Origin of the sequence: Streptomyces sp. NPDC014894 (genome assembly GCF_043080985.1) — a bacterium.
In the GTDB taxonomy this organism is placed as follows: Bacteria; Actinomycetota; Actinomycetes; order Streptomycetales; family Streptomycetaceae; genus Streptomyces.
The window spans coordinates 196,169-220,907 of record NZ_JBIBWD010000012.1 but is presented as its reverse complement, the minus strand read 5'-3'; the positions used below and the strand labels follow the sequence as shown (position 1 = coordinate 220,907).

Genomic DNA, 24,739 nt, shown 5'->3' with positions numbered 1-24,739 from the left:
CGTGCGCGGGCATCAGCACCCTAGGGCCTTTCCTCCGGGTCCCGCCGGGGCGCGCGCCCCGGCGCGCGGGCGGCCCGATCGCGGGGAGGGCCCTCCCGCCGGCGGGCCGGCGCGCGGGCGGCCCGGCGAACCGCTCCGGTTCACAGCGGGTGCTCCGCCTCCCTCAGCCTGCGCCGGAGGATCTTCCCCGAGGCCGAGCGGGGCACCGCCGCGACGAACGACACCCGGCGGATCTTCTTGTACGGGGCGACCCGCCGCGCCACGAAGGCCATCACCGCCTCCTCGGTCAGCTCCGCCGCCCCCGGCCGCCGTACGACGTACGCCTTCGGGATCTCCGAGCCGTCCTCGTCCCGCACGCCGACGACCGCCGCGTCCGCCACGGAGTCGTGGGTGAGCAGCAGCGCCTCCAGCTCGGCGGGCGCGACCTGGAACCCCTTGTACTTGATCAGTTCCTTGACCCGGTCGACGATGTACAGCCAGCCGTCCCCGTCGACCCGTCCGACGTCCCCGGTGCGCAGCCAGCCGTCCTCGTCGATCATGTCGGCGGTGGCGTCGGGGCGGCCGAGATAGCCCTTCATCACCTGCGGCCCCCGAATCGCGATCTCGCCCTCCTCGCCGGGGCCCGGCGGCCGTTCGGAGCCGTCCAGCGCCAGCAGCCGCAGCCGGGTCGAGGGGATCAGCCTGCCGACGGTGCCCGGCGGGGCGGCGGCGCCGAGGGGGACGGCGTGCGTGGCGGGCGAGAGTTCCGTCATCCCGTACGCCTGCACCACCGGCGGCAGCCCGAGCCTGGCCGAGCAGGCGGCGGCCGTGGCGGCGTCGAGCGGGGCGGCCGAGCTGACGATGTACCGCAGCGAGGAGAGGTCGTACCGTCCCGTCAGCGGGTGCCTGGCCAGCGCGTGGACGATCGGCGGGGCGACGAACAGGCCGGTGACGCGGTGGTGCTCGATCGCCCGGAGCAGCCGGTCGAGTTCGAAGCGGGGCAGGACGACGACGGTCGCGCCGCTCCGCAGCGGGGCGTTCATCAGCGCGGTGAGGCCGTAGATGTGGAAGAACGGCAGCACGGCGAGGATCCGGTCGCCGGGCCGCATCGGCAGCGGGGCCTCCAGCTGCGCCAGATTGGTGGCGACGGAGCGGTGGGTGAGCATGACGCCCTTGGGGACGCCGGTGGTGCCGGAGGAGAACGGCAGCACCGCGACGTCCTCGTCCGGGTCGATGTCGACGGCGGGCTCGGGCGCGGTCGAGAGCGCCATGTCCGCCACGCAGACATGTCCGTCGGCCCGGTCGCAGACGAAGATCTCCACGATCCCGGGGGCCAGTTCGGCGGCCCGGCGGGCGGTCTCCAGCAGCGGGGCCACGGTGACGATCCAGCGGGCCGAGGCGTCTCTGAGCTGGGTGGCCAGCTCCTCGGCGGTGGCGAGCGGATGGACGGTGGTCACCGAGGCCCCGGCGCGCGTCGCGCCGTAGAGGACGCTCGGGTAGAGCACCGAGTTGGGACTGTGCAGGGCCAGCACATCGCCCTTGCGGAGCCCGGCGTCGGCGAGCGCGGCGGCGATCGAGCGATGGCTCCGGTCGAGTTCGGCGTAGCTGACGGTCGTGCCGTTCACCGCGTCGATCAGGGCGACGGTGTCCCCGTACGCGGCGGCCCGGCCGAGGACCGCTTCGTGGATGGGCAGGCTGACGGGCGTGACGTCGGGATACCGGCTGTGGAAGACGTGCTCGTGGTCGGCCATCGGAGCCCCTTCACTGGGTGTCCGGCCAGAATCGCCGCTGTCGGTACGACTTGGGGAGCCCCGGGGAGCGACGGGTGCCGGGCCGGGAGCCGGGCCGGCGCCGCCGGACCGGGGGCCGTACCTCGCCGGACCGGGGCCCTGCCTCGGACCGGGGCCCTGCCTCCGCCGGGCCGGCGCGATCCGGGCGGCCCGCGTTCACGGCCCGCGTTCACGGCCCCCGTCACGGCCCCGGTGCGGGCGGGCCCGCGTCACGGCCCGGCGGGTCCGCTCACAGCAGGGCCTCGGGGATCTCGATGTAGCGGGCGCGGAGCTGTTCGCCGAGCGCCTTGCCCCTCGGGTCGAAGCGGGCGCGGCCCGCGACGCCCTCGCCGAGGACGGTGAAGTTGAGCGCCCGCAGATGGGGCAGCACCTGGCGGACGACGGGGAGTCCGGCGGTCTCGGGGAGCAGCCCCCGCAGACAGTCCGCGGTCAGCTCGTGGGCGAGCCAGCGCCAGGCGTCGTCCGAGCGGGCCCACACCCCGAGCGTGGCGTCGCCGCCCCGGTCCCCGCTGCGGGCCCCGGCGATCAGGCCGAGCGGCACACAGCGGACCGGGCCGGGCGGCCAGGGCTCGGGCAGCCGCACCTCGGGCCCGGCCGGGGCGGTCCCGCCGGTGCGGGCCGGGCCCGGTATCCCCATCCGGCGGCCGTCCGGCAGTACGGCGATGTGCGGCACGGCGTCGGCGTCCACGTACCGGGCCTCGAACACCCCGTACGGCGCGCCCTTGCCGGGCGGCGCGGTGAGCCGGAGGCCGGGGTCGCCGCCGAGGGCCGGTTCGGCCGTCGCGCCGCTCATCGCCCGGCCCACCTTCGCCGGGTCGCCGTCGCGGACGACGAGCCGCAGATAGGCGCCGGCGCGCTCCTCGCCGCCGCCGGAGCGCCCGGCGCGGGCCAGTTCCCAGCGCACCTCGGCGGGGCGGGCCGCGCCCGCCGCCGTGCCCTCGCGGCCGAGGGCGTCCTCCAGCCGGTCCCGCAGACACCGCGCCCTGGCATCGATGTCAGGCCCGGTGAGGACGAAGACGGCCTCGTTGCGCCAGCCGCCGATCCGGTTGAGGCCGACCTTGAGCGTGGGCGGCGGCGGCTCCCCGCGCACTCCGGAGATCCTGACCCGGTCGGGGCCCTCCTGCGCCAGCCGTACGGTGTCGAGGCGGGCGGTGACGTCCGGCCCGGCGTGACGGGCTCCCCCGGTCCCGTACAGCAGCTGCGCGGTGACCGTGCCGACGTCGATCAGTCCGCCCGTGCCCGGGTGCTTGGTGATGACGGAGACGCCGTCCGGGTGGATCTCGGCGAGCGGGAAGCCGGGTCTGCGCAGGGCGTGGGCGTCGATCCCGGTGAAGAAGGCGTGGTCGCCGCCGGTGGCCTCGGAGCCGCACTCCAGCACCCGCCCGGCGACGACCGCGCCCGCGAGCGCGTCGAGGTCCTCGGGGCCCCAGCCGAAGCGGGCGGCGGCGGGCCCGCTGACGAGGGCCGCGTCGGTGACCCGCCCGGTGACGACGATGTCCGCGCCGGCCCGCAGACAGGCGGCGATGCCCGCGCCGCCGAGGTAGGCGTTGGCGGTGAGCACCTCCGGGCCCCAGTCGTGGGCCGGCAGATCGTCCCCCTCGACATGGGCGACCTCGGCGGGCAGACCGAGCCGGGCGGCGAGGGCGCGTACGGCGTCGGCGAGGGCCTCGGGGTTGAGTCCGCCCGCGTTGGCGACGATCTTCACACCCCGGTCGTGGGCGAGTCCGAGGCACTCCTCCAGCTGGCGCAGAAACGTCTTCGCGTAGCCGAGGGCAGGGTTCTTCTGGCGGTCGCGGCCGAGGACGAGCATGGTCAGCTCGGCGAGATAGTCGCCGGTGAGGACGTCGAGGGGGCCGTCGGTGAGCATGTCGCGCATGGCGTCGAAGCGGTCGCCGTAGAAGCCGGAGGCGTTGCCGATCCGGAGCACGCCGTCCGAGGCGTCCGGAATATCCGGGGCGTACGGGGTGTCCCGCGCCTGGTGCGCGGTCTTCGGGGTGTCGTTCCCGGTGTCCACGGGCGCTCAGGCCCTCTCGCGCGGGGCGGGTCCGGCGGCCCGGCCGGGCGCGGACAGGGCCTCGGGGGCGGGGGCGGGGCCTGGCGCTGGGGCGGATAACGCTCCGGGCGCGCGGTCCGGGCCGGTGCCGGACGGGGACGGGCCCCGGGGGGCGCGGTCCGGGCCGGGCGGGCCCGCGAAGGCCTGGGCGATGTCCAGCCAGCGGTCGGCGTCCGGGCCCTGCGCGCGCACGGCGAGATCGGCGCGGTGGGCGCGCCGGGTGACCAGCAGACAGAAGTCGAGCGCGGGCCCGGTGACCCGCTGGGGCGCGTCCGGCGGCCCGTACGCCCACAGTTCGCCGCCCGGGCCGGTCAGCTCCACCCGGAACGGCTCGGCGGGCGGGGGCAGCGCGCGGACCCCGTACGCGTGGTCGCGGGTGCGGACGCCGAGGCGGGCGATGTGCCGCAGCCGTACGGTCGGTCCGGTCACCGCGCCGAGCGCTTCGGCGACGTCCCGGCCGTGCGCCCAGGTCTCCATGAGCCGCGCGGTCGCCAGGGACGCGGCCGCCATGGGCGGGCCGTACCAGGGGAAACGGCTCCCGGCGGGGGCGGCGAGCAGGGCCGCGCGCAGCGCTTCCCGGCCGGTCCGCCAGCGGGCGAGCAGCTCGGCGGGCGGCAGCCGCGCGCCGTCCCGCGCGCCCTCGTCCACGAAGGAGTCCGGCGCGCGCAGCGCCTTCGCGGCCTCGGCGGCGAAGGCGGCCGGGTCGGTGACGGCGAGCAGGGCCGCCGCGTCGGTCCAGGCGAGGTGGGCGATCTGATGGGCGACGCTCCAGCCGGGCGCGGGGGTGGCCCGCGCCCACCGCTCCGGGTCCGCTCCCCGCACCAGACGGTCGAGTTCGTCGCTCTCCTCGCACAGCTCGCCGAGGACGGCGGCGGTGGGATCGGGCACGGGTGCGCTCCCTCGGGACACGGCGTTGTGTGCCCCGGAGCATGGCAGCGGACCTAGAAACAATCAAGCACGCTTGCTTTACTTTTTCCCGTCCCTGACGGCCTCGACCGTGCCGTCCACCGCCCGCGCCTGAGTGCGCACCGCGCCCATGCTGGCCGCGATGACCAGCGCGATCGCCGACGCGTCGGTGAAGGACAGCGCCTGGTGGAGCACGAGGAATCCGGCCGCCGCCGCGATCGCCGGCTCCAGGCTCATCAGCACCGCGAACGTCGGCGCGGGCAGCCGGCGCAGCGCCAGCAGCTCCAGCGTGTACGGCAGCACGGACGACATCAGCGCGACCCCGAGCCCCAGCACCAGGATCGACGGCTCGACCAGCTTCGTACCGGACTCCATGATCCCCAGCGGGAGACTGATCACCGCGCCGACCGCCATGGCCATCGCCAGCCCGTCGGCCTGCGGGAACCGGCGGCCGGTACGGGCGCTGAAGACGATGTACGCGGCCCACATCACGCCCGCCGCCAGCGCGAACGCCGCGCCGACCGGATCGAGCCGGTCGAAGCCCCCGCCGCTGAGGAGCAGCACCCCGCCGAGCGCGAGCCCCGCCCAGACCAGATTCACCAGCCGCCGGGAGACGATCACGGAGAGCGCGAGCGGGCCCAGCACCTCCAGGGTGACGGCCGCGCCCAGCGGGATCCGGTCGGCGGCCTGGTAGAAGAGGATGTTCATGGCCGCCATCGCCGCGCCGAACGCGACCACCGTGCCCCAGTCGGCCCGGGAGTGCCCGCGCAGCCGGGGACGGCAGATGATCAGCAGGACCACGGCGGCGAGCACCAGCCGCAGCGTGACGACGCCGAGCGCGCCCGCGCGCGGCATCAGCAGCACCGCGAGGGCCGCGCCGAACTGGACCGACAGCCCGCCCGCGACCACCAGCCCGACCGGACCGAGACGCCGGCGGCCGCCCGGCGCGCCGGAGCCCCCCTGGGCCGCGAGCGCGGCGGCGGCCTCCGGCTCGGCGACGCCCACCACAGGACCGCGGACCTCGTCCACCGACTGCTCCCTCCACTGACCACACCCACGACGACACCACCACGCTACGGGCCGCCGCGTGGCGCGTGAAATGCCGACTGGGCTGCGATTATGCTCCGGGCGCATGAGCATCGAGCTGCGCCATCTCCGCTGCTTCCTCGCCATCGCCGAGGAATCGAGCGTGACGAGGGCCGCGCGGCGGCTGCATCTGACACAGCCCGCGGTCTCCCGGGCGCTGGCGGCCCTGGAGAAACAGGTCGGCGTGCGGCTGGTGGACCGCTCCACCCACCATGTCGCGCTCACCGCCGAGGGCAGGATCTTCCGCGACAAGGCGGCGGCCGCGGTCGCCGCCTTCGACGAGGCGCTCGACTCGGCCCGGCTGCGCCGCTGGCCGCTGCGGCTCGGCCACGCCTGGTCGGCGCTCGGCCCGTACACCACCCCGCTGCTGCGCCGCTGGGAGCGGGAGCACCCGGACACCCCGCTGGAGCTGCTCCGGATCGACGACCGGACCGCGGGGCTGGCCCGGGGCGAGGTGGACGCGGCGGTGCTGCGCGGACCGGTGCGGGATCCCGGGCTGGTGACCGAGCCGCTCTTCCTGGAGGACCGGGTCGCCGCCGTCACCTCCGACGGCCCGCTCGCCGCCCTCCCCCGGCTCACCCTCGCCGATCTGGCCACCGGCCCGGTGCTGGTCAACGAGGTCTCCGGGATCACCACCCTGGACCTGTGGCCGCCGGACGCCCGGCCCGTCTCCCATCTCACCGTCACCAACACCGACGACTGGCTCGCCGCGATCGCGGCGGGCCGGGGCGCGGGCGTCTCGGTGGCCTCCACCGCCCAGATGCACCCCCACCCCGGCGTCGTCTACCGCCCGCTCCCGGACGCGCCCCCCGTCCCCGTCCTCCTCGCCCACCGGGCGGGCGCGAACCACCCGGCACTGCCCGATCTGATCGCCCTGGCCCGGGAGCTGACCCGGTAGGAACGCGCGGGCGCGCTCCCGTACGCCCGAGATCACCTGCCGGGGCGGCCTGCTCATCTGCTCCCGATGACGGGCCGACACCACGGCGGCGGGACGGGAGGAGTAATCGGTCCACCGACCGGTCACCGGCCGCGCGGCGACGACGGCGACGAGGAAAGACAGGCAAGCCCCGGCCCTCGCCGAATACCGGGCGGGAGCACCCGCGCGAGCGCGGTCGTGCGGCGGCGGGCGGCTCGGGATACTGGGCGCGTGGAGACGGAATCGGTGGTCGAGGACATGTGCGCGCGGGTGTACGCCGGGTTGCGCGACGGGACGCTCGGGCCGGGCGAGGTGGTCGAGCCGGCCTGTGGGCTCATGGAGTGGGGGCATGAGGGGGAGGCCGTGCGGGAGGCGGTGGCGGGGGATCCCGGGCGGTGGGGGGCGGTGGAGTCGGCGGGGCTGGCACGGCGGGTGCTGGCGGAGACCGGGTTCGATCCGGGGTTCGCGGGGGCGCCGGAGCGGCTGGAGGTGCTGCGGCGGGCGCTCGGGGTGGTCGCGCGGGATCTGTGGGCGGCCGGGATCGAGGGGGAGCCGGAACTCGTGGTGCTCGCGGACGCGTTCCCCCCGGCGGCGGGGGTGGCGCTGGCCGACGGGCGGCTGCTCGGGGGCGGCGGGACGCTGAGCGCGACGGCGGGCGACCGGACGGCCGGGGCGGTGGCGGCGGTCGCGGAGGCGGTCCAGGAGGAGTCGATGGAGCTGGACCGGAAGGTGTGGCCGCTGTGCGCCGGGCACGGGCTCGGCGCGCACGCCGTCGAGCGCGGGGAGCGGGCGGTGTGGTGGTGCGGCGGCGAGCCCGGGCGGGGCGGGCATGTGCTCGCCGAGATCGGCGCGCTGGCACGCGGGCGCTCCCGCCGGCCGGCGGCCCCCGAGGTCCCGGCGCCCGGCCGCGCCCGCTGACCGCGACGACGCCCGCACCGCGCCCGTACCGCTCCCGCTGACCGCGACGACGCCCGTATCGCGCCCGCGCGTTGAGCCGGGCGGCCCCCGGGCGGGCCTCAGCGCCGGGCGAAGTGGCTGACCGTCACGCCGTTGTCGAACGAGGCGCGGTCGGCGACCGTGAAGAGCGTGGGGGCGAACTCCCCCTCGAACAGCGGGATCCCGGCCCCCGCGACCACCGGATAGCTCTTGACGATCAGCTCGTCGATCTCGGGCAGCAGCGCGCCCGCGAGCCGGCCGCCGCCGCAGAGCCAGATGTCCAGGCCCTCCTCCTCCCGCTTGAGTTCGCGGACCAGGCCCAGCGGGTCCTTCGGGACCACGGTGACGGTCGGCTCGGTGTCGGGCGCGAGGGTGCTGGAGACGACGTACTGGCGCAGATGGGCGTACGGGCTGGTGAAGCCCGCCGGCAGCCCCGCCCGGTAGGTCCCGTGCCCCATCAGCACCGTGTCGAAGCGCCGGTTGGGCGCGTCCGCCAGGCCCGCCCCGGCGCGGGCGGGGGTGGGGACGGTCTCGGGGTAGCGGGCGTTGACCCACCCCGAGTAGGCGGCGAGCGCCTCCCCCTCGCCGACCGGGAAGAAGTCGAACTCCCCGCCGGGCCCGGCGATGCGGCCGTCGAGGGTGACGGCGACGTAGTACACGAGCTTTCGCATGCGGGGACCCCATCCGTAGCACTGCAACTGAAGTGGTTTGAATGTAGTACTACGGTTGGAGTGGTGTCAACGGAGTCACCTCACCGCTCCAGGCCCTCCGCCAGCACCTCCGCCAGATGGCGGGCCCGTACGCCCGCGAGCTGTGCCAGCTGGGTGCGGCAGGAGAAGCCGTCGGCGAGGATCTCCGCGTCCGGGCCCGCCGCCCGGACCGCCGGGAGGAGCTGCTCCTCCGCGCAGGCGACGGAGACGTCGTAATGGCCGCGCTCGAAGCCGAAGTTCCCCGCCAGACCGCAGCAGCCGCCGCTCAGTTCGCCGTCGAGGCCCGCGCGTTCGCGCAGTCGGCGCTCGGCGGCGTCGCCGAGGACGGCGTGCTGGTGGCAGTGGGTCTGACCGGCCGCCGCGCGGTCGATCCCGGGCGGCGCCCACCTCGGCGCGCACTCCTCCAGGGTCTGGGCGAAGGTGCGGACCGAGGCGGCCAGCCGGGCCGCGCGCGGGTCGTCCGGGAGCAGCTCCGGGAGGTCGGTCCGCAGGGCGGCGGCGCAGCTGGGCTCCAGGACGGTCACGGGGACGCCGGGGCCGAGCAGCGGCTCGACGGCGTCCAGGGTGCGGCGCAGCACCGCGCGGGCGCGGGTGAGCTGGCCGGTGGAGACATGGGTGAGTCCGCAGCACACGGGTCCGGGCGGGAGCGCGACCGCCAGGCCGGCCGCCTCCAGCACGCGGACCGCCGCCAGGCCCGGGGCCGGGTCGAGGTACTGCGTGAAGGTGTCCGGCCAGAGCACCACGCCGGGACGACGGAGGCCCGCGCCGTCAACACCGCCCGCACCACCGGGACCGTCAACACCGCCCGCGCCACCGGGACCGTCAGCACCGCCCGCGCCACCGGGACCGTCAGCACCGCCCGCGCCACCCGCGCCGCCCGGACCGTCGGCGCCCCCCGCGCCCGCCCTCTCCGCCAGCAGCCGGGTGAGCGTCCTCGGCGCGAGGGCCGGGAGGTCGCGTTCGGGGGCGATGCCCGCGAGCCGCTTCGCGAGGGCCGCCGCCGGGCGCGCCCGGGCCAGCGCGTTGAGCGGGCGGGCCAGCGGCGCGGCGGCCCGCAGCCAGCGCGGCAGCCGTCCCATCGCGTAGTGGGCGCGCGGCCGGAGCCGGCCCGCGTAGTGGTGGTGGAGGAACTCCGCCTTGTAGGTGGCCATGTCCACGCCGACCGGGCAGTCGCTGCGGCACCCCTTGCACCCGAGGCAGAGATCGAGCGCGTCGCGCACCTCCGGCGAGCGCCAGCCGTCCCGTACGACCTCGCCCGCGAGCATCTCGTGGAGCAGCCGGGCGCGGCCCCGGGTGGAGTGCGCCTCCTCGCCGGTGACGCGGTAGGAGGGGCACATCACCGTGTCCGTGCCGGGCTCGCCGGTCCGGCACTTGGCGACGCCGACGCAGCGCCGGACCGCCGCGGCGAAGTCGCCGCCGTCGTCCGGGTATCCGAAGACGACGTCGACCGGCTCGCGCGGCAGCGCCGCGAACCGCAGGCCCGTGTCGAGCGGCTCCGGGCGCACCAGCATGCCCGGGTTCATCCCGCCGTCCGGGTCCCACAGGTCCTTGTACCGGGCGAAGAGGGCGACCAGTTCGTCCCCGTACATCCTCGGCAGCAGCTCCGCGCGGGCCTTTCCGTCGCCGTGCTCGCCGGAGAGCGAGCCGCCGTGGGCGACGACGAGGCCGGCCAGCTCCTCGGAGAAGCGGCGGAAGGCGCGGACGCCCGGCGCGGTCAGCAGATCGAAGTCGATACGGACGTGGATACAGCCGTCGCCGAAGTGGCCGTAGGGGGCTCCGCGCAGCCCGTGGGCGGTGAGCAGGGCGCGGAAGTCGCGCAGATACGCGCCGAGCCGGGCGGGCGGCACCGCGCAGTCCTCCCAGCCGGGCCAGGCCTCCGCGCCGTCGGGGGTGCGGGTCGCCGTGCCGGCGGCGTCCTCGCGGATCCGCCACAGGGCGCGCACGGCGGCCGGATCGTCCACCACCGCGCCGTCCAGCGCGTCCGAGGCGCGCAGCAGGGCCAGGGCGGCGGCGCGCGCGGCGGCGGGGGTGTCGCCGCCGGTCTCCACGAAGAGCCAGGCCCCGCCGCGCGGCAGCCCGTGCGCCCCGGGGACCAGATCGCGGGCCATGCCCTCGACGGTCAGCGGGCCGTACGGGAGGAGTCCGGCCGCGGCGTCGGCGGCCGCGCTCTCGTCGGTGTGGCCGATGACGGCGAGCGCCCGCGCGCGCGGGGCGCGCACCAGCCGTACGGTCGCCTCGGTCAGCACGGCGAGGGTGCCCTCGCTGCCGCAGAACGCGCGGGCGGGGTCGGGGCCGTTCTCGGGCAGCAGCGCGTCGAGCGCGTAGCCGGAGATCCTGCGCGGGAGCCCTTCGGGGTAGCCGGTGCGCAGCGCGGCGAGATGGGCCCCGACGAGGGCGCGGACTCCGGGCGGTCCGCCCTCCCCCGGCGCGAGCCGGTGCGGGACCCCGCCGTAGGTGATCACGTCCAGGGCCCGTACGTTGTCGGCGGTGGTCCCCCACGCCACCGAGTGCGCCCCGCAGGCGTTGTTGCCGATCATTCCGCCGAGGGTGCAGCGGGAGTGGGTGGAGGGGTCGGGTCCGAAGGTGAGCCCGAGGGGGCGTACCGCTTCCCTCAGGGTGTCCAGGACGACCCCGGGCTGGACGCGCGCCGTACCCGCCCCGGCGTCGACGTCAACAACGGCGTTCATATGGCGGGTGAAGTCCAGCACGACTCCGGTACCGGTGGCCTGCCCGGCGATCGACGTACCGCCGCCGCGCGGCACCACGGGGACGCCGAAGCGGCGGCAGACCTCCAGCGCGGCGGCCACGTCGTCCGCGTCGCGCGGGGCGACGACCCCGGCGGGGACCCGGCGGTAGTTGGACGCGTCCATGGTCATCAGGGCGCGGGCGGCGGCGGAGAAGTCGACTCCGCCGCGCACCGCCCGGCGCAGCTCCAGGGCGAGTTCCCGGTTCGGTCGCTGTTCGGCCATGTGTCTCAGGATGCCCCGCCGGGGGCCTTCGCGAGGGAAGGAAACATGCCGGTTGGGACCATTGCGTCCGCCGGACCCTTGGCAAAGCAAGGGTCCAGCGCCCAAAGTGATCGCCAATTCTCCTATAGTGACGACAACTTGATCAGGAACTAGCGGCTCCAGTTATGCCCCCGCCACCCCTCGGAAGGCAACACTCGATGACCGGCACCGCCCAGAAGCGATGACCCGCGGTACGCGGGCGGTCAACCCGGCCGAGCGAGGCGTGATGCTCCCCGGGGCGGCCGAGAACGCCCTGAAGATCGCCGTGGTCGGCGGATTCGGGGTCGGGAAGACCACCATGGTCCGCTCCGTCAGCGAGATACGTCCGCTGCACACGGAGGAGGTGATGAGCCGCGCCGGCCGCACCCTGGACGACACCAGCCGGGTCACGGCCAAGAGCGCCACGACGGTGGCCTTCGACTTCGGCCGGATCACCATCGACGACCGGACCGTGCTCTATCTGTTCGGCGCGCCGGGTCAGGAGCGGTTCTGGTTCCTGTGGGAGCGCTTGCTCTCGGGGACGATCGGCGCGGTGGTGCTGGTGGACACCCGCCGGCCCACGGACGCCTGGTACGCGCTGGACCGGCTGGAGTACCACGGGATGCCGTACATCGTGGCGGTCAACGACTTCGGCGGGCCGCTCCACAGCGACGAGCACATCCGGCAGGCGCTGGCGCTGGGGCCGGACGTGCCGCTGGTGGAGTTCGACGCCCGGGACCACTCCTCCAGCAAGTTCGTGCTGATCGCGCTGGTGGAGCATCTGCACGCGCTGTCTGTGCACCAGAAGGGCTGAGGCGGGCCCGGTCCGCGCCCGCTCCGGGCGTCCGGGCCGGGCACGGACCGGGTGTCTCAGCCGACGGACCGGCCGTCCGGGCCGGGCACGGACCCGATACGCTCCGAGGCGTGGCTGATATCCAGATTCCCGCTGACATCAAGCCCGCCGACGGCCGTTTCGGCGCGGGCCCCTCCAAGGTGCGTACGGAGGCGGTGGACGCGCTCGCCGCCACCGGCACCTCCCTCCTCGGCACTTCCCACCGCCAGGCCCCGGTCAAGAACCTGGTCGGCGAGGTGCGCACCGGCGTACGCGATCTCTTCCGGCTCCCCGAGGGCTATGAGGTCGTCCTCGGCAACGGCGGCTCCACCGCGTTCTGGGACATCGCGACGCACGGTCTGATCGAGAACAAGTCCCAGCACCTGAGCTTCGGCGAGTTCTCCTCCAAGTTCGCGAAGGCCGCCAAGCTCGCCCCGTGGCTGGCCGAGCCGACCGTCGTCTCCTCCGACCCGGGCACGCACCCGGAGCCGGTCGCGGAGGCGGGCGTCGATGTGTACGCCCTCACCCACAACGAGACCTCGACCGGCGTCGCCGCCCCCGTGAAGCGGGTCGCGGGCGCGGACGAGGGCGCGCTGGTGCTGGTGGACGCGACCTCCGGCGCGGGCGGTCTGCCCGTGGACATCACCGAGTCCGACGTCTACTACTTCGCCCCGCAGAAGAGCTTCGCCGCCGACGGCGGTCTGTGGATCGGGGTCTTCTCCCCGGCCGCCCTGGAGCGCGCGGCGCGCGTCCACGCCTCGGGACGGCACATTCCGGAATTCTTCAGCCTGCCGACCGCGATCGACAACTCGCTGAAGAACCAGACGTACAACACCCCCGCCCTCTCCACGCTCTTCCTGCTCAACGAGCAGCTGAAGTGGATCAACGGCCAGGGCGGTCTGGACTGGGCGGTGGAGCGTACGGCGGCCTCCGCGCGGGCGCTGTACGGCTGGGCCGAGGCGTCCAAGCACGCGACGCCGTTCGTGACGGACCCGGCGAAGCGTTCGCAGGTCATCGGCACCATCGACTTCGAGGACGACATCGACGCGGCGGTGATCGCCAAGACGCTGCGGGCGAACGGGATCGTGGACACCGAGCCGTACCGGAAGCTGGGGAAGAACCAGCTGCGGGTGGCGATGTTCCCGGCGGTCGACCCGGCCGACGTCGAGGCGCTGACCGCGTGCGTGGACTATGTGATCGAGCAGCTGTGATCTGTTGACGGTGTACGGGTGAGGGCCCCGGCGGAAGCGATTCCGCCGGGGCCCTCGCGCGTGCCGGGTCAGCGGCTGAGCCGGTGGAAGCGCCGGACGGCCAGGGGCAGGAAGATCGCGGTCAGCACCAGCGGCCAGACGACCGCCATCAGCACCGCGTTCTCCTGGATCCAGCTGCCGTCGCTCGCCACCGGATTGCCGAACAGCTCACGGGTGGCCGCGGCGGTGGAGGAGATCGGGTTCCAGGCCGCGACCACGCCCAGCCAGTCGGGCATGGTGGACGGCGGGACGAAGATGCTGGAGATCATCGTCATGGGGAAGACGATGGCGTAGAGCCCGCCCGCCGCCTCCGGGGTGGGGATCATCAGGCCGAGCCAGATGCCGAGCCAGATGAGCGCGAAGCGGAGCAGGATCAGCAGGGCGAAGGCGGAGAGGGTGGCGAGGAAGCCGCCGTCGGAGCGCCAGCCGGTGAGGGCCGCCGTCGCCGCGAGGATGGCCAGCTCGGCGACGGCCGCCAGGACGTCGTTCCCGCCGCGCCCGGCGACCACGGCGGAGGGCGCCATGGGCATCGCGCGGAAGCGGTCGATGACGCCCTGGGTGGCGTCGTGGACCACTACGGTCGCCGTGTTCATGAAGCCGATGGCCATCGTCATCGCGAACATGCCGGGCATCAGATAGTCGCGGTAGTCCCCGCCGGGCGACTTCATCGCGCCGCCGAAGACATAGGCGTACAGCAGCACCGAGAGGATCGGGAAGCCGAGCTGCCAGACGAGGATGATGGGCTGGCGCCGGTAGTGGATGAGCCCGCGGCGGACCACGGTCCAGCTGTCCACGACCGCCCAGTACAGCCGGCGTTCGTCGGCGTCGCCCACGGTCAGGTCGACCCGGCCGGGGGCTTTCCCGGCGGGCCCGCCCGGGGCGGCGGCGGGCGCGCTCCGCTGAAGGACCTCGCTCATGCGGCGGCCTCCTTCTTCTCGGTGTTCTTCGCGTTCTCGGCGCTCTCGGCGCTCTCGGTGTTCTTCGCGTTCTCGGCCGTCCGCGTCTTCTCGGCCTCGGGGCGGTGTCCGGTGAGGCGGAGGAAGACGTCGTCCAGGCTGGGCCTGCGCAGCCCGATGTCCTCCACCCCGATCCCCTGGTCCTGGAGGGTGCGCGCCACCTCGGTGAGGGCGGCGACCCGGTCGGTGACGGTCGCGTGGACCCGGCGCTCGGTCCGGTCGGTCGTGGGCTCGGCCCCGGCGACCCGGGCGATCACGGCGCGGACGGTCTCCAGGTCGGCGGCGTCGGTCGCCACGACCTCGATCCGGTCGCCGCCGACCCGGTTCTTCAGCCCGTCGGGGGTGTCGTCGGCGATCGCGCGGCCCTGGTCGATGACGGTGATCCGGGAGGCGAGCTGGTCGGCCTCCTCCAGGTACTGAGTGGTGAGCAGCACGGTCGTACCGCCCGCGACCAGCGCGCGGACCGCCTCCCACACCTCGCCGCGCCCGCGCGGGTCGAGCCCGGTCGTCGGCTCGTCGAGGAAGAGCACATCGGGGGCGAGGATCATGGAGGAGGCGAGGTCGAGCCGGCGGCGCATCCCGCCGCTGTAGCCGCCCGCGCCCTTGTCGGCCGCCTCCACCAGGTCGAACTGCTCCAGCAGCTCCACGGCGCGCAGCCGGGCCCGCCGGGCGCCCAGATGGAAGAGCCGGCCGAACATCTCCAGGTTCTGCCGGCCGGTCATCACCTCGTCCACGGCGGCGTACTGGCCGGTGAGGCCGATCCTGCTCCGTACGCGCCGGGGCTCGCGCCGCACATCGAGGCCCGCCACCCGGGCGGTGCCCGAGTCGAAGGTGAGCAGGGTGGCGAGCGCGCGGACGGCGGTGGTCTTGCCCGCGCCGTTGGGGCCGAGGAGTCCGTGGACGGTGCCCGGGCGGACGGCGAGGTCGAAGCCGGCCAGGGCGCGCTTCTCGCCGTACCGCTTCTCCAGGGCTTCGGCATGGACGGCGTACTCGTTCACGGGGGCTCCAGATTCGTCGGCGCGAGGGGCGGGGCGGCGCGGGCACGGAAGGGAGGGCACGGAAGGGAGGGGCACAGCGAGACTGCGTACGCTGTACCCTTTAGAGAGTACACCGTACCCAGTTCTTGTCCAGGGGCTTTCCCGAGCCCGGCATAAGGTGAGGTCATGACGGTCGAAACGAGCGGCAGCGGCGATGTCACACGCAGCCTGGAACTCCTGTGGGGCACGGCCGGGCGTCCGAGCCGGGGCCCCAAGCCCGGACTGACCCTCGACCGGATCGTGACCGCCGCCGTCGAGATCGCCGACGCGGAGGGGCTGGGCGCGGTCTCCATGCGCCGGATCGCCACCGAGCTGGGCACCGGCACGATGAGCCTCTACCGATACGTCCCCGGCAAGGCCGAGCTGCTCGATCTGATGCTCGACCGGGTCACCGACCCGGGCCCCTGGGAGCCGCCCGCCCCCGGCGAGGGCGGCGACTGGCGGGAGGCGGTGAACGTCATGGCCCGCGGCTATCTCGTCCTCTACCGGGCGCACCCCTGGCTGCTCAAGGTCAACCAGGCCAGAACGGTGCTCGGGCCCAGCGCGCTCAAAAGCCTGGAGGCCGCGCTGACCGGGCTGCGGGGCATGGGTCTGACCGACGCCGAGCTGATCTCCGTGATCATGGCGACGCAGAGCTTCGTGAGCGGGGTCGCCCGGGTGGAGGCGCAGGCCGTCGAGGCGGCGGAGGCGACCGGGCAGAGCCACGACGAGTTCTGGGAGCGCCAGCAGCCCTTTCTGGAACGGGCGCTGGCCGGCGGGGAGTATCCGCTGATCGCCTCACTCCAGGCGGACGCCTTCAGCGACGAGTTCGACCACTTCGAATTCGGTCTGGCGAGACTGCTGGACGGATTCGCCGCGCTGGTGCGCGAGCGCGAGCGCACCGGTGACGGGGACCCGCCGGGCGCGGGCCCGGCCCCCGCCCCGGAAGCCGGAAGCCGACTGACGGCTGACGGCTGACGGCTGACGGCTGACGGCTGACGGCTGACGGCTCACGCGAACCGCCCGCTCCGGCCCTGGCGGGAGCCGCGCTCCCGGGGCGGACTCTTCGGACCGCGCGGGTCAAGTGCGACGGAAGAGACGCTTGAGGCCCAGGAGAAGGACGACGGCGGCCCCGACGGCGAGGACGCCGTAGGTCACCGTGCGGTCGCCGGGCTCGCCCCCGTCCGCGCCGCCGTCCGAGCCCGCGGCCGCCCCGGACGCCCTGGCCGGCGCGTCACCGCCGCCGCTCTTCTTCAGCCCGACCCGCTCCACCTCGCTGCCCTCGCCCTCCGAGCCGAACATCAGCGCACCGCCGTCCGCCGTGTACGTCACGGACTCCGACTGCCGCTGGATGGGCGCGCGGACCCGCTCGTCGGCGCCGAGACGTCCGTTCTTCCACTCGTAGCCGCGCGCGCTGAAGTACGAGCGCAGCACCAGCTCCTTCCCGTCCGGCGAGAACGCCCCGTCCGTCACCCACGGCACCTCGCCGATCCGCCGGAACACATTCGTCCCCGACGCGGAGAGCCGCTCCGGACCCTCGTACAGCCCGCCGCCGTCCTCGTTCTTGGAGGCGATGTAGGCCCGGCCGGTCGTGGGGTGGATCATCAGCGCCTCGGCGTTGCGCGGCCCGTCGGCGTACTTCACCGTGTACTGCGTCGCCCGTACGGTGGTGTCCCCGAGCGTCTTCGGCTCCGGGAAGGCGTAGATCCAGACGTGCTTCCAGGTGCCGTTGAGATTGTCGCCGATGTCCCCGACGTACACCCGGCCGTCGGAGCCGACCGAGACGGCCTCCATGTCCCGGGGCGCGCCGACGCCGCGCAGGGTGACCGTGGCGACGGTCTTCCCGGTGCGGGAGTCGACCGCGAAGACCCTCGGCTCGTCCTGGTCGTTGTGCGTCCAGTACACGCCGGGGTGCGCCCGGCTGGCGGCGAGGCCGCTGGACTCCTTGATCCTCGGGTCCTCGATGACGAAGCCGGAGTCGTCGGCGGCCCGGGCGGGCGACGCGGAGAGCGCGAGCAGGAGAACGGCGGCGGCGCCGGTGACGCACGGAAGCGAACGCATGGCACCAGCCTGCCATCCCGCCGGACCGTACCCCTCATGAAGCGGTGGGCCGGGCGGGGCACGGAGCGCCCGTGGCCGGTGTCACAGCCCGCGCGCGCGGCGTGATCGGCGATGATGGCCCCCATGCGTTTTCTCTTCGTCGGCGACAGCATGACCATCGGGCGCGCCGGCGACTTCACCTGGCGCTACCGGATGTGGCAGCACCTGAGCGGGTGCGACGACGGCCCGCACGAGATCGTCGGCCCGCGTTCGCTGCTGTACGACGCCGAGGCGGACGCGGCCGTCTCCACCGCCTACGCGGCCCCCTTCCCGCCGGCGGCCCGCCGCCATCTCGCGGGCTGGGGCGAGGGCTGGGTCCATCTCGCGCCGCTGATCGGACCGGTGGCGAAGGAGCACCGGCCGGATGTGCTGCTGGTCTCGCTGGGCCTGATCGACCTCGGCTTCTACACGAACAGCGCCCAGACCGCCGACAACGTCCGGGCCTTCGTCGCCGGGGCCCGCGCCGCCGCCCCGCGGCTGCGGATGGTCCTGCTGCCGGTGATCCCGAACGTCCGGGCCCGGGGCGACGCGCCGTTCGCGGCGGAGTGCGAGCACTTCAACGTGCGGCTGGCGAAGGAGGTCGCGGATCTCGGCACGCCGTCCTCGCCGATCCTGCTGGCGTCGCCGCCCAAGGAGTACGCGATCGATCGGGACACCTACGACGGCACCCACCCCGGGCCCTCGGGCGAGCACAAGCTGGCGGCGGCCTTCGCGACGGCGATGCACCAGGCGTGGGGGCTGGGCGGGCCCTACCGGCCCCGCCCGTAGCGGCCGGTCCTCGTGGGAGCGGGCCCACGGGGCCCGCCCTCCCGGCGCCCGCGCCCGCACCCCCTCGCGCCGGCCTCCCCCGTACCCGCGCCGTTCCGCACCGGCGGCTCCGCTTACGCGCGTAACACCGGCGCTTCCGTCCCTGCCCCCGGCCCGACGGTCCGATTCCGGTTCCGGTTCGGCCGAATCCGCCGCCCTGGAAAGGGAACGCCCGGGCCCTCGTTCAACTCCTTCAGTGCGCCAAGGACGTTGATGCAGACTCCGGATCCGATGGACGACCCTTCTGGGAGAGATGTGAGCAACACACGCCGGACCTTTCTGGCCGTCGGCGCCACCACGGTCGCCGCGGTGGGCGCGGGAACCGTGACGGCGGGGCCCGCGAGCGCGGCGGCCGCCCTGCACAGCCGCCCCGACCCCGTCTACGGCGAGCCGCTGGGCATCGCCATGGAGGGCTACCCGAGCGCCTTCCCGGTGCGTTTCCTCCGCCTGGTCAATCAGGGCGAGACGGTCAACATGGCCTATCTCGACATCGCTCCCGACGGGCCGGACGCCTCCGGCCGCACCGTACTGCTGCTGCACGGCAAGAACTTCGACGGCGGGGCCTGGGAGCCGACCGCCCGCGCCCTCGCCGCCGCCGGGCACCGGGTCGTGGTCCCCGACCAGATCGGCTTCGGGCGCTCCTCGAAGCCCGCCCTGGAGTACAGCTTCGAGCTGCTGGCCAGGAACACCGTCGCGCTCCTCGACCATCTGGGCGTGGAGCGCGCCGAGGTGATCGGGCACTCGATGGGCGGGATGCTCGGGGTGCGCTTCGCCCTGGAGCACCCGGGGCGCACCGGGCGGCTGGTGCTGGCCAATCCGGTCGGGCTGGAGGACTACCGCGAGCTGGTGCCCGCGCTGAGCACCGAGCGCCTGTTCGCCGACGAGCTGGCCAACACCGGTCTGGAGGGCATCCGCGCCTTCTACCGCGGCTATGTGGTGCGCTGGCGGCGGGCGTACGAGCGGAATGTGGAGCTGCGGTACCGCGTCACCCTCGGCGGCGAGTACCCGCGCTGGGCGCTGGCGTCGGCCCGTACGTATCAGATGGCCTACCACCAGCCGGTGCTGGCGGATCTGCCGAAGCTGCGGCTGCCGGTGCTGCTGGTGATCGGGCAGAAGGACCGGGCGGCGATCGGCAAGTCGTACGCCACCCCGGAGAACCGGGCCAAGCTCGGCGACTTCCCGCTGTTGGGCAGGCGCGCAGCCGCCGCGATCCCGGGCGCGCGGCTGGTGGAGCTGACGGACTGCGGCCATCTTCCGCAGCTGGAGGAGCGGGAGCGCTTCGAGCGCGAGGTGCTGTCCTTCATCGGCGACTGATTCCGCGCCTGATTCCCCGCCTGATTCCGCGACCGGCTCCGGACCGGCTTCGCGACCGGCTCCGCGGCTGATCCGGCGAGCGGCCCGGCGGAGCGCGGGCCGCGAGGACTTCGGGGGCCGGGGGCGACGGGAACGGCGGGGGCGGGGGAGGAGTCCCCCGCCCCCGCCGTGCTCAGTTCTGCCGGGGCGCGTACGTCACCTTCTCCAGGTGGTAGTAGTCCGCCACGCACTGCGCGGGCCACTTGAGCTTCCCGTCGCGGCCGAACGGCTCCTTCATCCGCTCCACCCGCGTCGGCGTGTACGGCATCACCGTCTCGCCGCGCGCCGCGGCGGCCCGCAGCGAGGCGTCCTGGCGCTCCCACCGCTCGGCCCGGACCTCCATCCGGTCGCCGAGACCGGCGAGCGGCACGATCAGCCCGGCGACGGTCACGGCGCAGACCAGCGCCCCGCCCGCGGCGGCGAATCCGGCGGTCCGCGGGGCGCGGTCGCGCAGCAGGCGGCCCAGCGGAATGCCCGCGGCCACCAGGAGCAGCACGAACATCAGCAGATAGTCGTTCCAGGTGCGCTCGGTGGTCACCACGCGCTCGCCGAACACGGGGTAGGTGATCACCGTGCAGAGATAGCCGGCGACCAGGAACGCGGCCGTGCCGAGCGCCAGCAGCGGCAGCGGACGGACCGGCCGGAAGGGCGAGCGGTCCCGCCCCGGGCCCGGCCGGCCGAGCAGACCGAGCAGCACCCCCGCGGCCAGCGCGCCCACGTACTGCCAGGTGGTGACGACCGTGCCGAGGATCTCCACGAATCCGCGCAGCGATCCCCACAGCGACTCCGGCGCGAGCATCGAGACGCTCTCCGCGTCGAAGCGGCTGCGGCGGTGGCGGGAGCCCGGGGAGGTGATCAGCAGCAGGGTGCCGATCGCGATGCCCGCCATGCCCGCGAGCGACCAGATCCGCGCCGACCGGCGGAACGGCTCGGTGAAGAGCGTTCCGGCGAAGAGCACCAGCGTCCCGAGGACCACCAGCGAGACGACCGAGGCCTCCTCCGAGAGCGTCCCCATGAACACCCCGGCGACGGCCGCCGTCACGACGGCCGCGATCCGGCCGCGCCGGCCGCGCGCCCGCAGCAGCGGGACCGCGACCGCGACGCAGAGCACCGGCGCGAGGGTGTGCGAGACGGAGGCGGCCGGCCAGTAGAACGTCTTGTACGTGTTGGTCGTGGCGAACAGGAAGACCGCCGCGACCATCCCGGCCACCAGCAGCGGCAGCCCGCGCGGGGTCCGCGTACCGCTGATCCGCAGCAGCGCGACGACGAGCGCCCACAGCAGCGCCAACATCAGCACCCCGCTGATCACGCCGTACCACTGGTGCCCGGCGACCGGGAACTTCGCGTACAGACCGACGAGCAGACCGTTGCCCAGCCGTCCGTTGTCCAGCGTGTAGAACTTGTCGACCAGGCCCCACACCCCGTCGTCGCGGACCACGGGCACGAAGCACCACTCGTCCGCGCTGGGCCGCACATGGCGGCCGTAGAAGGAGGCCTGCGCCAGCAGGGCCAGCGGCAGCAGGGCGAGTCCGAGCGGCCAGTACGCCCGCCACCGCGAGGGTTTCGGGCCTCCGTCGGCGGGGGCCGGGTCGCGGTGCGCGGCCGTGGTGCGCGGTGTCTCGACCGGCATGTCACAGCCGCCCTTCGCCGAGCCGGGCCGGTACGGCGAGCGCGCCGCCGGGCAGCGGCCCGGGCGGTTCGGAGCCGTCGGTCTCCCGGACGACGTAATGCGGTCTGCGCTTGGACTCGTGATAGATCCGGCCCACGTACTCCCCGATGACTCCCATCGTGGCGATCTGCACCCCGCTCATTCCCACGATGACCGCGATCAGCGTGGCGTAGCCGGGTGTGTCGACGCCGTCGACGACGACATTGGCCACGATCCACAGGGCGTACGCGAGGGCGGAGAGAAAGAGCCACAGGCCCGCGTGGATCGCCAGCCGCAGCGGGCGGCTGTTGAAGGAGAGCAGCCCGTCGATGCCGTAGTTGAGCAGTCTGCGGCCGCCCCACTTGGACGATCCGGCCGCCCGCTCCACATTCTCGTAGGCGAAGCTGACGGTGTCGAAGCCGATCCAGGAGAAAAGCCCCTTGGAGAAGCGATTGCTCTCCGGGAGCGAGAGGAGCGCGTTCACCGCCCGCCGGGACAGCAGCCGGAAGTCCCCCGCGCCGTCGATGACCTCGACGTCCATGAACCGCCGCACCAGCCGGTAGTACGCCTGGCTGAGCCGGGTCCGCACGATCCCCTCGCCGGCGCGGTCGCGCTGGGCGACGACCTGGTCGTAGCCGTGCCCGCGCAGTTCCAGCATGCGGGGGATCAGGCTCGGCGGATGCTGGAGGTCGGCGTCCATGAGGATGACGGCCTTCCCCCGGGTCATCCGCAGACCGGCCAGCATGGCCGATTCCTTGCCGAAGTTCCGGCTGAAGGACGTATAGCGGGTACGGCGGTCGGCGGCGGCGAGTTCCTGGAGGTGGGCACGGGTGTGGTCACTGCTCCCGTCGTCCACGTAACACAATTCAAAACTCTTCCCCGTCGACTCGAGAACGCCGACCAGCGTGGTGTGGAAAGTCTCGATCACCTCGCTCTCGTTGAAGCACGGTACGACAATCGAAATCTCTGGCATCGCTGTTTCCCTAGCTCAGGGCCAAACCGCTTCCGGACGGATCCGGATTCATCGCTCGATGTGACGTGAGCTATATAGTGCGCAGGCAACCCGGCGTGAGCCGGGAATTCTGCGCCCCCGTGGCGCGGCTTCCCCCTGGGTCATGGCGTCTGGCCCTCTGCATTCACTACGGCCACATCAGTTCGGGCCTCGCTGTAGAGGACGTCGCCTTCGTCGATTCGGTGGCTCGGTTCGTTCATCTCATTGGGCTCATCGGCCGATCGGCCGCTTGCCGCGACCATCCGGTGGCCCAGATAGCGGTAGTCGTGCGGGTCGATGAGGTACTCGCTCCGCGTCGGCGCGCTCACGGGCTCGCCCTTCCCGGCGGCCTCGGATCCGGTCGCCTCGGCGAGGGTGACGGCGATGGCCTGACGGCCCGCGGCGTCCCGCACCAGCCGTTCGCCGACGGTGACGCCGGGGACGACGGCCATGGCCCGGTAGAGCCTGGACCGCGCCGAGGAGGAGAGCGGATAGGACTCGGCCATCACCCACAGCGCCCGGAAGCTGTGCTCGGGCTCCGTCTCGCGCGGGCCGGTCTCGCCGTCGCCGGTCGGATAGAACTCGCGGGCCTGCGCCTGCGCCTTCGCCGGGTCCTTGGAGAGCGACTCGGCGAGCCGGTAGATCTCGCGGGCCGAGCGGTCGTCGTCCGAGGCGTCCCGCTCGGCCGCGGGGTTGGCGTACGGGATCCAGCTCTCGGGGTCCTGCTGCGCCGGCGGCCCCTCCGGCTCGCGGTCGGTCCGCTCCCGCGGGTCGGCTCTCACCTGCCGGATGTAGATCCACTGGCTGTCGCCGGGCTCGGCGGGCGTCCGCTGCGCCGCGACCGTCTCCGCCGCCTTCATGAGCACCTTGTTCGCGTCGCCCAGCACCCGGGTGGCGGCCGCGTCCGAGTGCTCGCGGACGGGCTCGGCCCCGATGTGGGTGGCGAGCAGGGCGGCCGCGGTGATGGCCGCGGCGGCGCCGAGCGCGGCGATCCGCCAGTCGGAGCCCAGCCCGCGCAGTCCGCCGCCGAGCCGCCGGAAGGCCTTCGGCCGGGCCCGCGCGCCGTCACGGCCCTCGGCGGCGATGCCCTCGGCGAGCCGGCGGCGGCCGGCCGCGATCACGGCGTGATCGGGAGCGGGGGTGTGCGCGCGCAGTTCGCGCACCCGGGTCATTTCGTCCATGACGGGGTCAGCTCCGTGGCATCGGGGGCGAACGCGGGGTCGGCGATCAGGGCCTCGCGCACCTTGCGACGGGCGCGGTTGAGCCGGGACCGGACGGTGCCCAGGGGAATGCCGAGCGCCTCGGCGGTCTCCTGGTAGCCGAGGTCGGCCCAGGCGATGAGCAGCAGGACATGCCGGTCCCCCGGCGACAGCCGGGCGAGCGCGCCGGCCAGCGGGGCCTGAGCCGCCAGCCGGTCGTCCGAGCGGTCGCTCCAGGCCTCGGCGAGCGGATCCTCCCCGCTGCGGGCCATGGCCCGCAGCGCCCGTTCCTCGCTGCGCCGGTGGCCCCCGATGAGCTTCGCGGCGATTCCGTAGAGCCAGGGGCGGGCGCTCAACCGGCTGGTGTCGTAGCGGCGGCGGCCCCGGAAGGCGATCAGAAACGTCTCCGCCATGATGTCCTCCGCGGCTCCCTCCCCCAGGCGGCGCGCGGCGTAGCGGTGGATGTCGGACGCGTGCCGGTCGTAGAGCAGGGCGAAGACGTCGGGGTGCGCCAGGGATTGGGCGATCACCTCGGCGTCATCGAGGGCGGCCGGCGGTCCGGTCACATCAGCTCCACGGGTCAAGCGGTCATGCCTGTCATCCCTCTGTTGACCGCAGGGGCCCGGAAGGTTCACGCCGGTGGAACTTACTATGGGTAAGGGGCAGTGCCCGGGTAAGCCCCGCCGCCTAGGCTGGCGTTCATGTCCATGTCCCGGGATGTCTCTGAGGCCGGCGCGCTGAGCGACGCCTTCACCGCCGACTGTCCGGCCCGCGGTGTGCTGAACCATGTGAGCAGCCGGTGGGGCGTGCTCATTCTGGCGGCGCTCGGCGAGGGGCCGATGCGGTTCCATGTGCTGCGCGACCGGATCGGCGGGATCAGCGAGAAGATGCTGTCGCAGAATCTGCGGGTGTTCGTACGGGACGGTCTGGTCGACCGCGCGGTCGAGCCGACGACCCCGCCCCGGGTGACGTACACGCTCACGCCGCTGGGCCGGGAGCTGTCGGCGGTGCTCGGCGGGCTGGTGGACTGGATCACGCTCCGGATCGACGACGTGCTGACGGCGCGCGAACGGCACGACGGGCGGGGGTGAGGCGCCGGGGGCGCGTTCGGCGCGGGCGTGCTCGGCGGGGCGCGGGGCGTCCTCGGCCCTGGCGCGGGGCGGGCGCGTTCGGCGCGGGGCGTGCTCGGCGGGGCGGGCTCCGCGTGGTCCGGCTCACATCGCG

The 24,739-nt window shown here is 74.3% G+C and carries 21 protein-coding genes; 8 read left to right on the top strand and 13 right to left on the bottom strand.

Annotated features, from left to right (window positions below; translation table 11 throughout):
- Positions 1–140 precede the first annotated feature (140 nt).
- The 4 genes from ACF089_RS27470 to ACF089_RS27455 all read right to left on the bottom strand — a co-directional run bounded on the left by ACF089_RS27470 (position 141) and on the right by ACF089_RS27455 (position 5,757).
- Positions 141–1,730, bottom strand: a complete 1,590-nt coding sequence (locus tag ACF089_RS27470) for a 4-coumarate--CoA ligase family protein (RefSeq protein WP_392031833.1) — start codon at positions 1,728–1,730, stop codon at positions 141–143.
- Between the two features lie 268 nt (positions 1,731–1,998).
- On the bottom strand, positions 1,999–3,717 hold the full coding sequence (locus ACF089_RS27465; RefSeq protein ID WP_392031905.1) for an acyclic terpene utilization AtuA family protein: 1,719 nt from the start codon (positions 3,715–3,717) through the stop codon (positions 1,999–2,001).
- A gap of 72 nt (positions 3,718–3,789) precedes the next feature.
- A complete protein-coding gene (locus ACF089_RS27460) occupies positions 3,790–4,710 on the bottom strand; it encodes a TIGR03084 family metal-binding protein (RefSeq protein ID WP_392031830.1) in 921 nt (306 codons plus the stop codon).
- A gap of 78 nt (positions 4,711–4,788) precedes the next feature.
- Positions 4,789–5,757, bottom strand: a complete 969-nt coding sequence (locus tag ACF089_RS27455; RefSeq protein ID WP_392031827.1) for a DMT family transporter — start codon at positions 5,755–5,757, stop codon at positions 4,789–4,791.
- Positions 5,758–5,860: 103 nt separating this feature from the next.
- Here ACF089_RS27455 and ACF089_RS27450 point away from each other — a divergent pair, with 103 nt between their 5' ends.
- Positions 5,861–6,712, top strand: coding sequence for a LysR family transcriptional regulator (locus tag ACF089_RS27450; protein ID WP_392031824.1), 852 nt, complete (start codon positions 5,861–5,863; stop codon positions 6,710–6,712).
- 249 nt (positions 6,713–6,961) lie between these two features.
- A complete protein-coding gene (locus ACF089_RS27445; protein ID WP_392031821.1) occupies positions 6,962–7,648 on the top strand; it encodes a hypothetical protein in 687 nt (228 codons plus the stop codon).
- Between the two features lie 98 nt (positions 7,649–7,746).
- Here the strand turns inward: ACF089_RS27445 and ACF089_RS27440 are convergent, their stop codons facing one another.
- Together ACF089_RS27440 and ACF089_RS27435 are read right to left on the bottom strand one after the other, a co-directional pair.
- Positions 7,747–8,337: a dihydrofolate reductase family protein gene (locus tag ACF089_RS27440; protein WP_392031818.1), complete on the bottom strand. Its 591-nt coding sequence runs from the start codon at positions 8,335–8,337 to the stop codon at positions 7,747–7,749.
- Between the two features lie 80 nt (positions 8,338–8,417).
- Positions 8,418–11,345 carry an FAD-binding and (Fe-S)-binding domain-containing protein gene (locus tag ACF089_RS27435; RefSeq protein ID WP_392031815.1) on the bottom strand — a complete coding sequence of 976 codons (2,928 nt, stop codon included), beginning with the start codon at positions 11,343–11,345 and terminating at the stop codon, positions 8,418–8,420.
- 220 nt (positions 11,346–11,565) lie between these two features.
- On the opposite strand from ACF089_RS27435, the gene ACF089_RS27430 reads away from it, so the two are divergent.
- Entirely contained in the window at positions 11,566–12,177 is a 612-nt protein-coding gene (locus ACF089_RS27430; RefSeq protein WP_392031812.1) for an ATP/GTP-binding protein, read from the top strand.
- Positions 12,178–12,287: 110 nt separating this feature from the next.
- On the top strand, positions 12,288–13,406 hold the full coding sequence (gene serC, locus ACF089_RS27425; protein WP_392031809.1) for a phosphoserine transaminase: 1,119 nt from the start codon (positions 12,288–12,290) through the stop codon (positions 13,404–13,406).
- A 68-nt stretch (positions 13,407–13,474) separates the two neighbouring features.
- Here serC and ACF089_RS27420 read toward each other — a convergent pair whose 3' ends face one another.
- Both ACF089_RS27420 and ACF089_RS27415 read right to left on the bottom strand, forming a co-directional pair.
- Positions 13,475–14,362, bottom strand: a complete 888-nt coding sequence (locus tag ACF089_RS27420) for an ABC transporter permease (protein ID WP_392031806.1) — start codon at positions 14,360–14,362, stop codon at positions 13,475–13,477.
- Positions 14,359–15,399 carry an ATP-binding cassette domain-containing protein gene (locus ACF089_RS27415; RefSeq protein ID WP_392031803.1) on the bottom strand — a complete coding sequence of 347 codons (1,041 nt, stop codon included), beginning with the start codon at positions 15,397–15,399 and terminating at the stop codon, positions 14,359–14,361. The genes ACF089_RS27420 and ACF089_RS27415 overlap by 4 nt, the downstream gene beginning before the upstream one ends.
- A 165-nt stretch (positions 15,400–15,564) precedes the next feature.
- On the opposite strand from ACF089_RS27415, the gene ACF089_RS27410 reads away from it, so the two are divergent.
- Positions 15,565–16,395 (top strand): TetR/AcrR family transcriptional regulator, encoded by an 831-nt coding sequence (locus ACF089_RS27410; RefSeq protein ID WP_392031801.1) that lies wholly within the window; start codon positions 15,565–15,567, stop codon positions 16,393–16,395.
- A gap of 102 nt (positions 16,396–16,497) precedes the next feature.
- Here ACF089_RS27410 and ACF089_RS27405 read toward each other — a convergent pair whose 3' ends face one another.
- The gene (locus tag ACF089_RS27405; protein WP_392031798.1) at positions 16,498–17,478 is read right to left on the bottom strand and encodes a WD40 repeat domain-containing protein; all 981 of its coding nucleotides are present in this window, start codon (positions 17,476–17,478) and stop codon (positions 16,498–16,500) included.
- A 123-nt stretch (positions 17,479–17,601) separates the two neighbouring features.
- On the opposite strand from ACF089_RS27405, the gene ACF089_RS27400 reads away from it, so the two are divergent.
- On the top strand, positions 17,602–18,285 hold the full coding sequence (locus ACF089_RS27400; RefSeq protein ID WP_392031795.1) for a GDSL-type esterase/lipase family protein: 684 nt from the start codon (positions 17,602–17,604) through the stop codon (positions 18,283–18,285).
- Between the two features lie 294 nt (positions 18,286–18,579).
- Positions 18,580–19,638, top strand: a complete 1,059-nt coding sequence (locus ACF089_RS27395) for an alpha/beta fold hydrolase (RefSeq protein WP_392031792.1) — start codon at positions 18,580–18,582, stop codon at positions 19,636–19,638.
- 172 nt (positions 19,639–19,810) lie between these two features.
- Here ACF089_RS27395 and ACF089_RS27390 read toward each other — a convergent pair whose 3' ends face one another.
- From ACF089_RS27390 to ACF089_RS27375, 4 genes are all read right to left on the bottom strand, one after another.
- Entirely contained in the window at positions 19,811–21,307 is a 1,497-nt protein-coding gene (locus ACF089_RS27390) for a DUF6056 family protein (protein WP_392031789.1), read from the bottom strand.
- A 1-nt stretch (position 21,308) separates the two neighbouring features.
- Positions 21,309–22,298, bottom strand: a complete 990-nt coding sequence (locus tag ACF089_RS27385) for a glycosyltransferase family 2 protein (RefSeq protein ID WP_392031786.1) — start codon at positions 22,296–22,298, stop codon at positions 21,309–21,311.
- A gap of 140 nt (positions 22,299–22,438) precedes the next feature.
- A complete protein-coding gene (locus ACF089_RS27380; RefSeq protein ID WP_392031783.1) occupies positions 22,439–23,497 on the bottom strand; it encodes a CU044_5270 family protein in 1,059 nt (352 codons plus the stop codon).
- Positions 23,485–24,081 carry an RNA polymerase sigma factor gene (locus ACF089_RS27375; RefSeq protein WP_392031781.1) on the bottom strand — a complete coding sequence of 199 codons (597 nt, stop codon included), beginning with the start codon at positions 24,079–24,081 and terminating at the stop codon, positions 23,485–23,487. Before ACF089_RS27375 ends, ACF089_RS27380 begins: the two co-directional genes overlap by 13 nt.
- 135 nt (positions 24,082–24,216) lie before the next feature.
- On the opposite strand from ACF089_RS27375, the gene ACF089_RS27370 reads away from it, so the two are divergent.
- Positions 24,217–24,606, top strand: a complete 390-nt coding sequence (locus ACF089_RS27370; protein WP_392031778.1) for a winged helix-turn-helix transcriptional regulator — start codon at positions 24,217–24,219, stop codon at positions 24,604–24,606.
- The last annotated feature ends 133 nt before the right edge of the window (positions 24,607–24,739 follow it).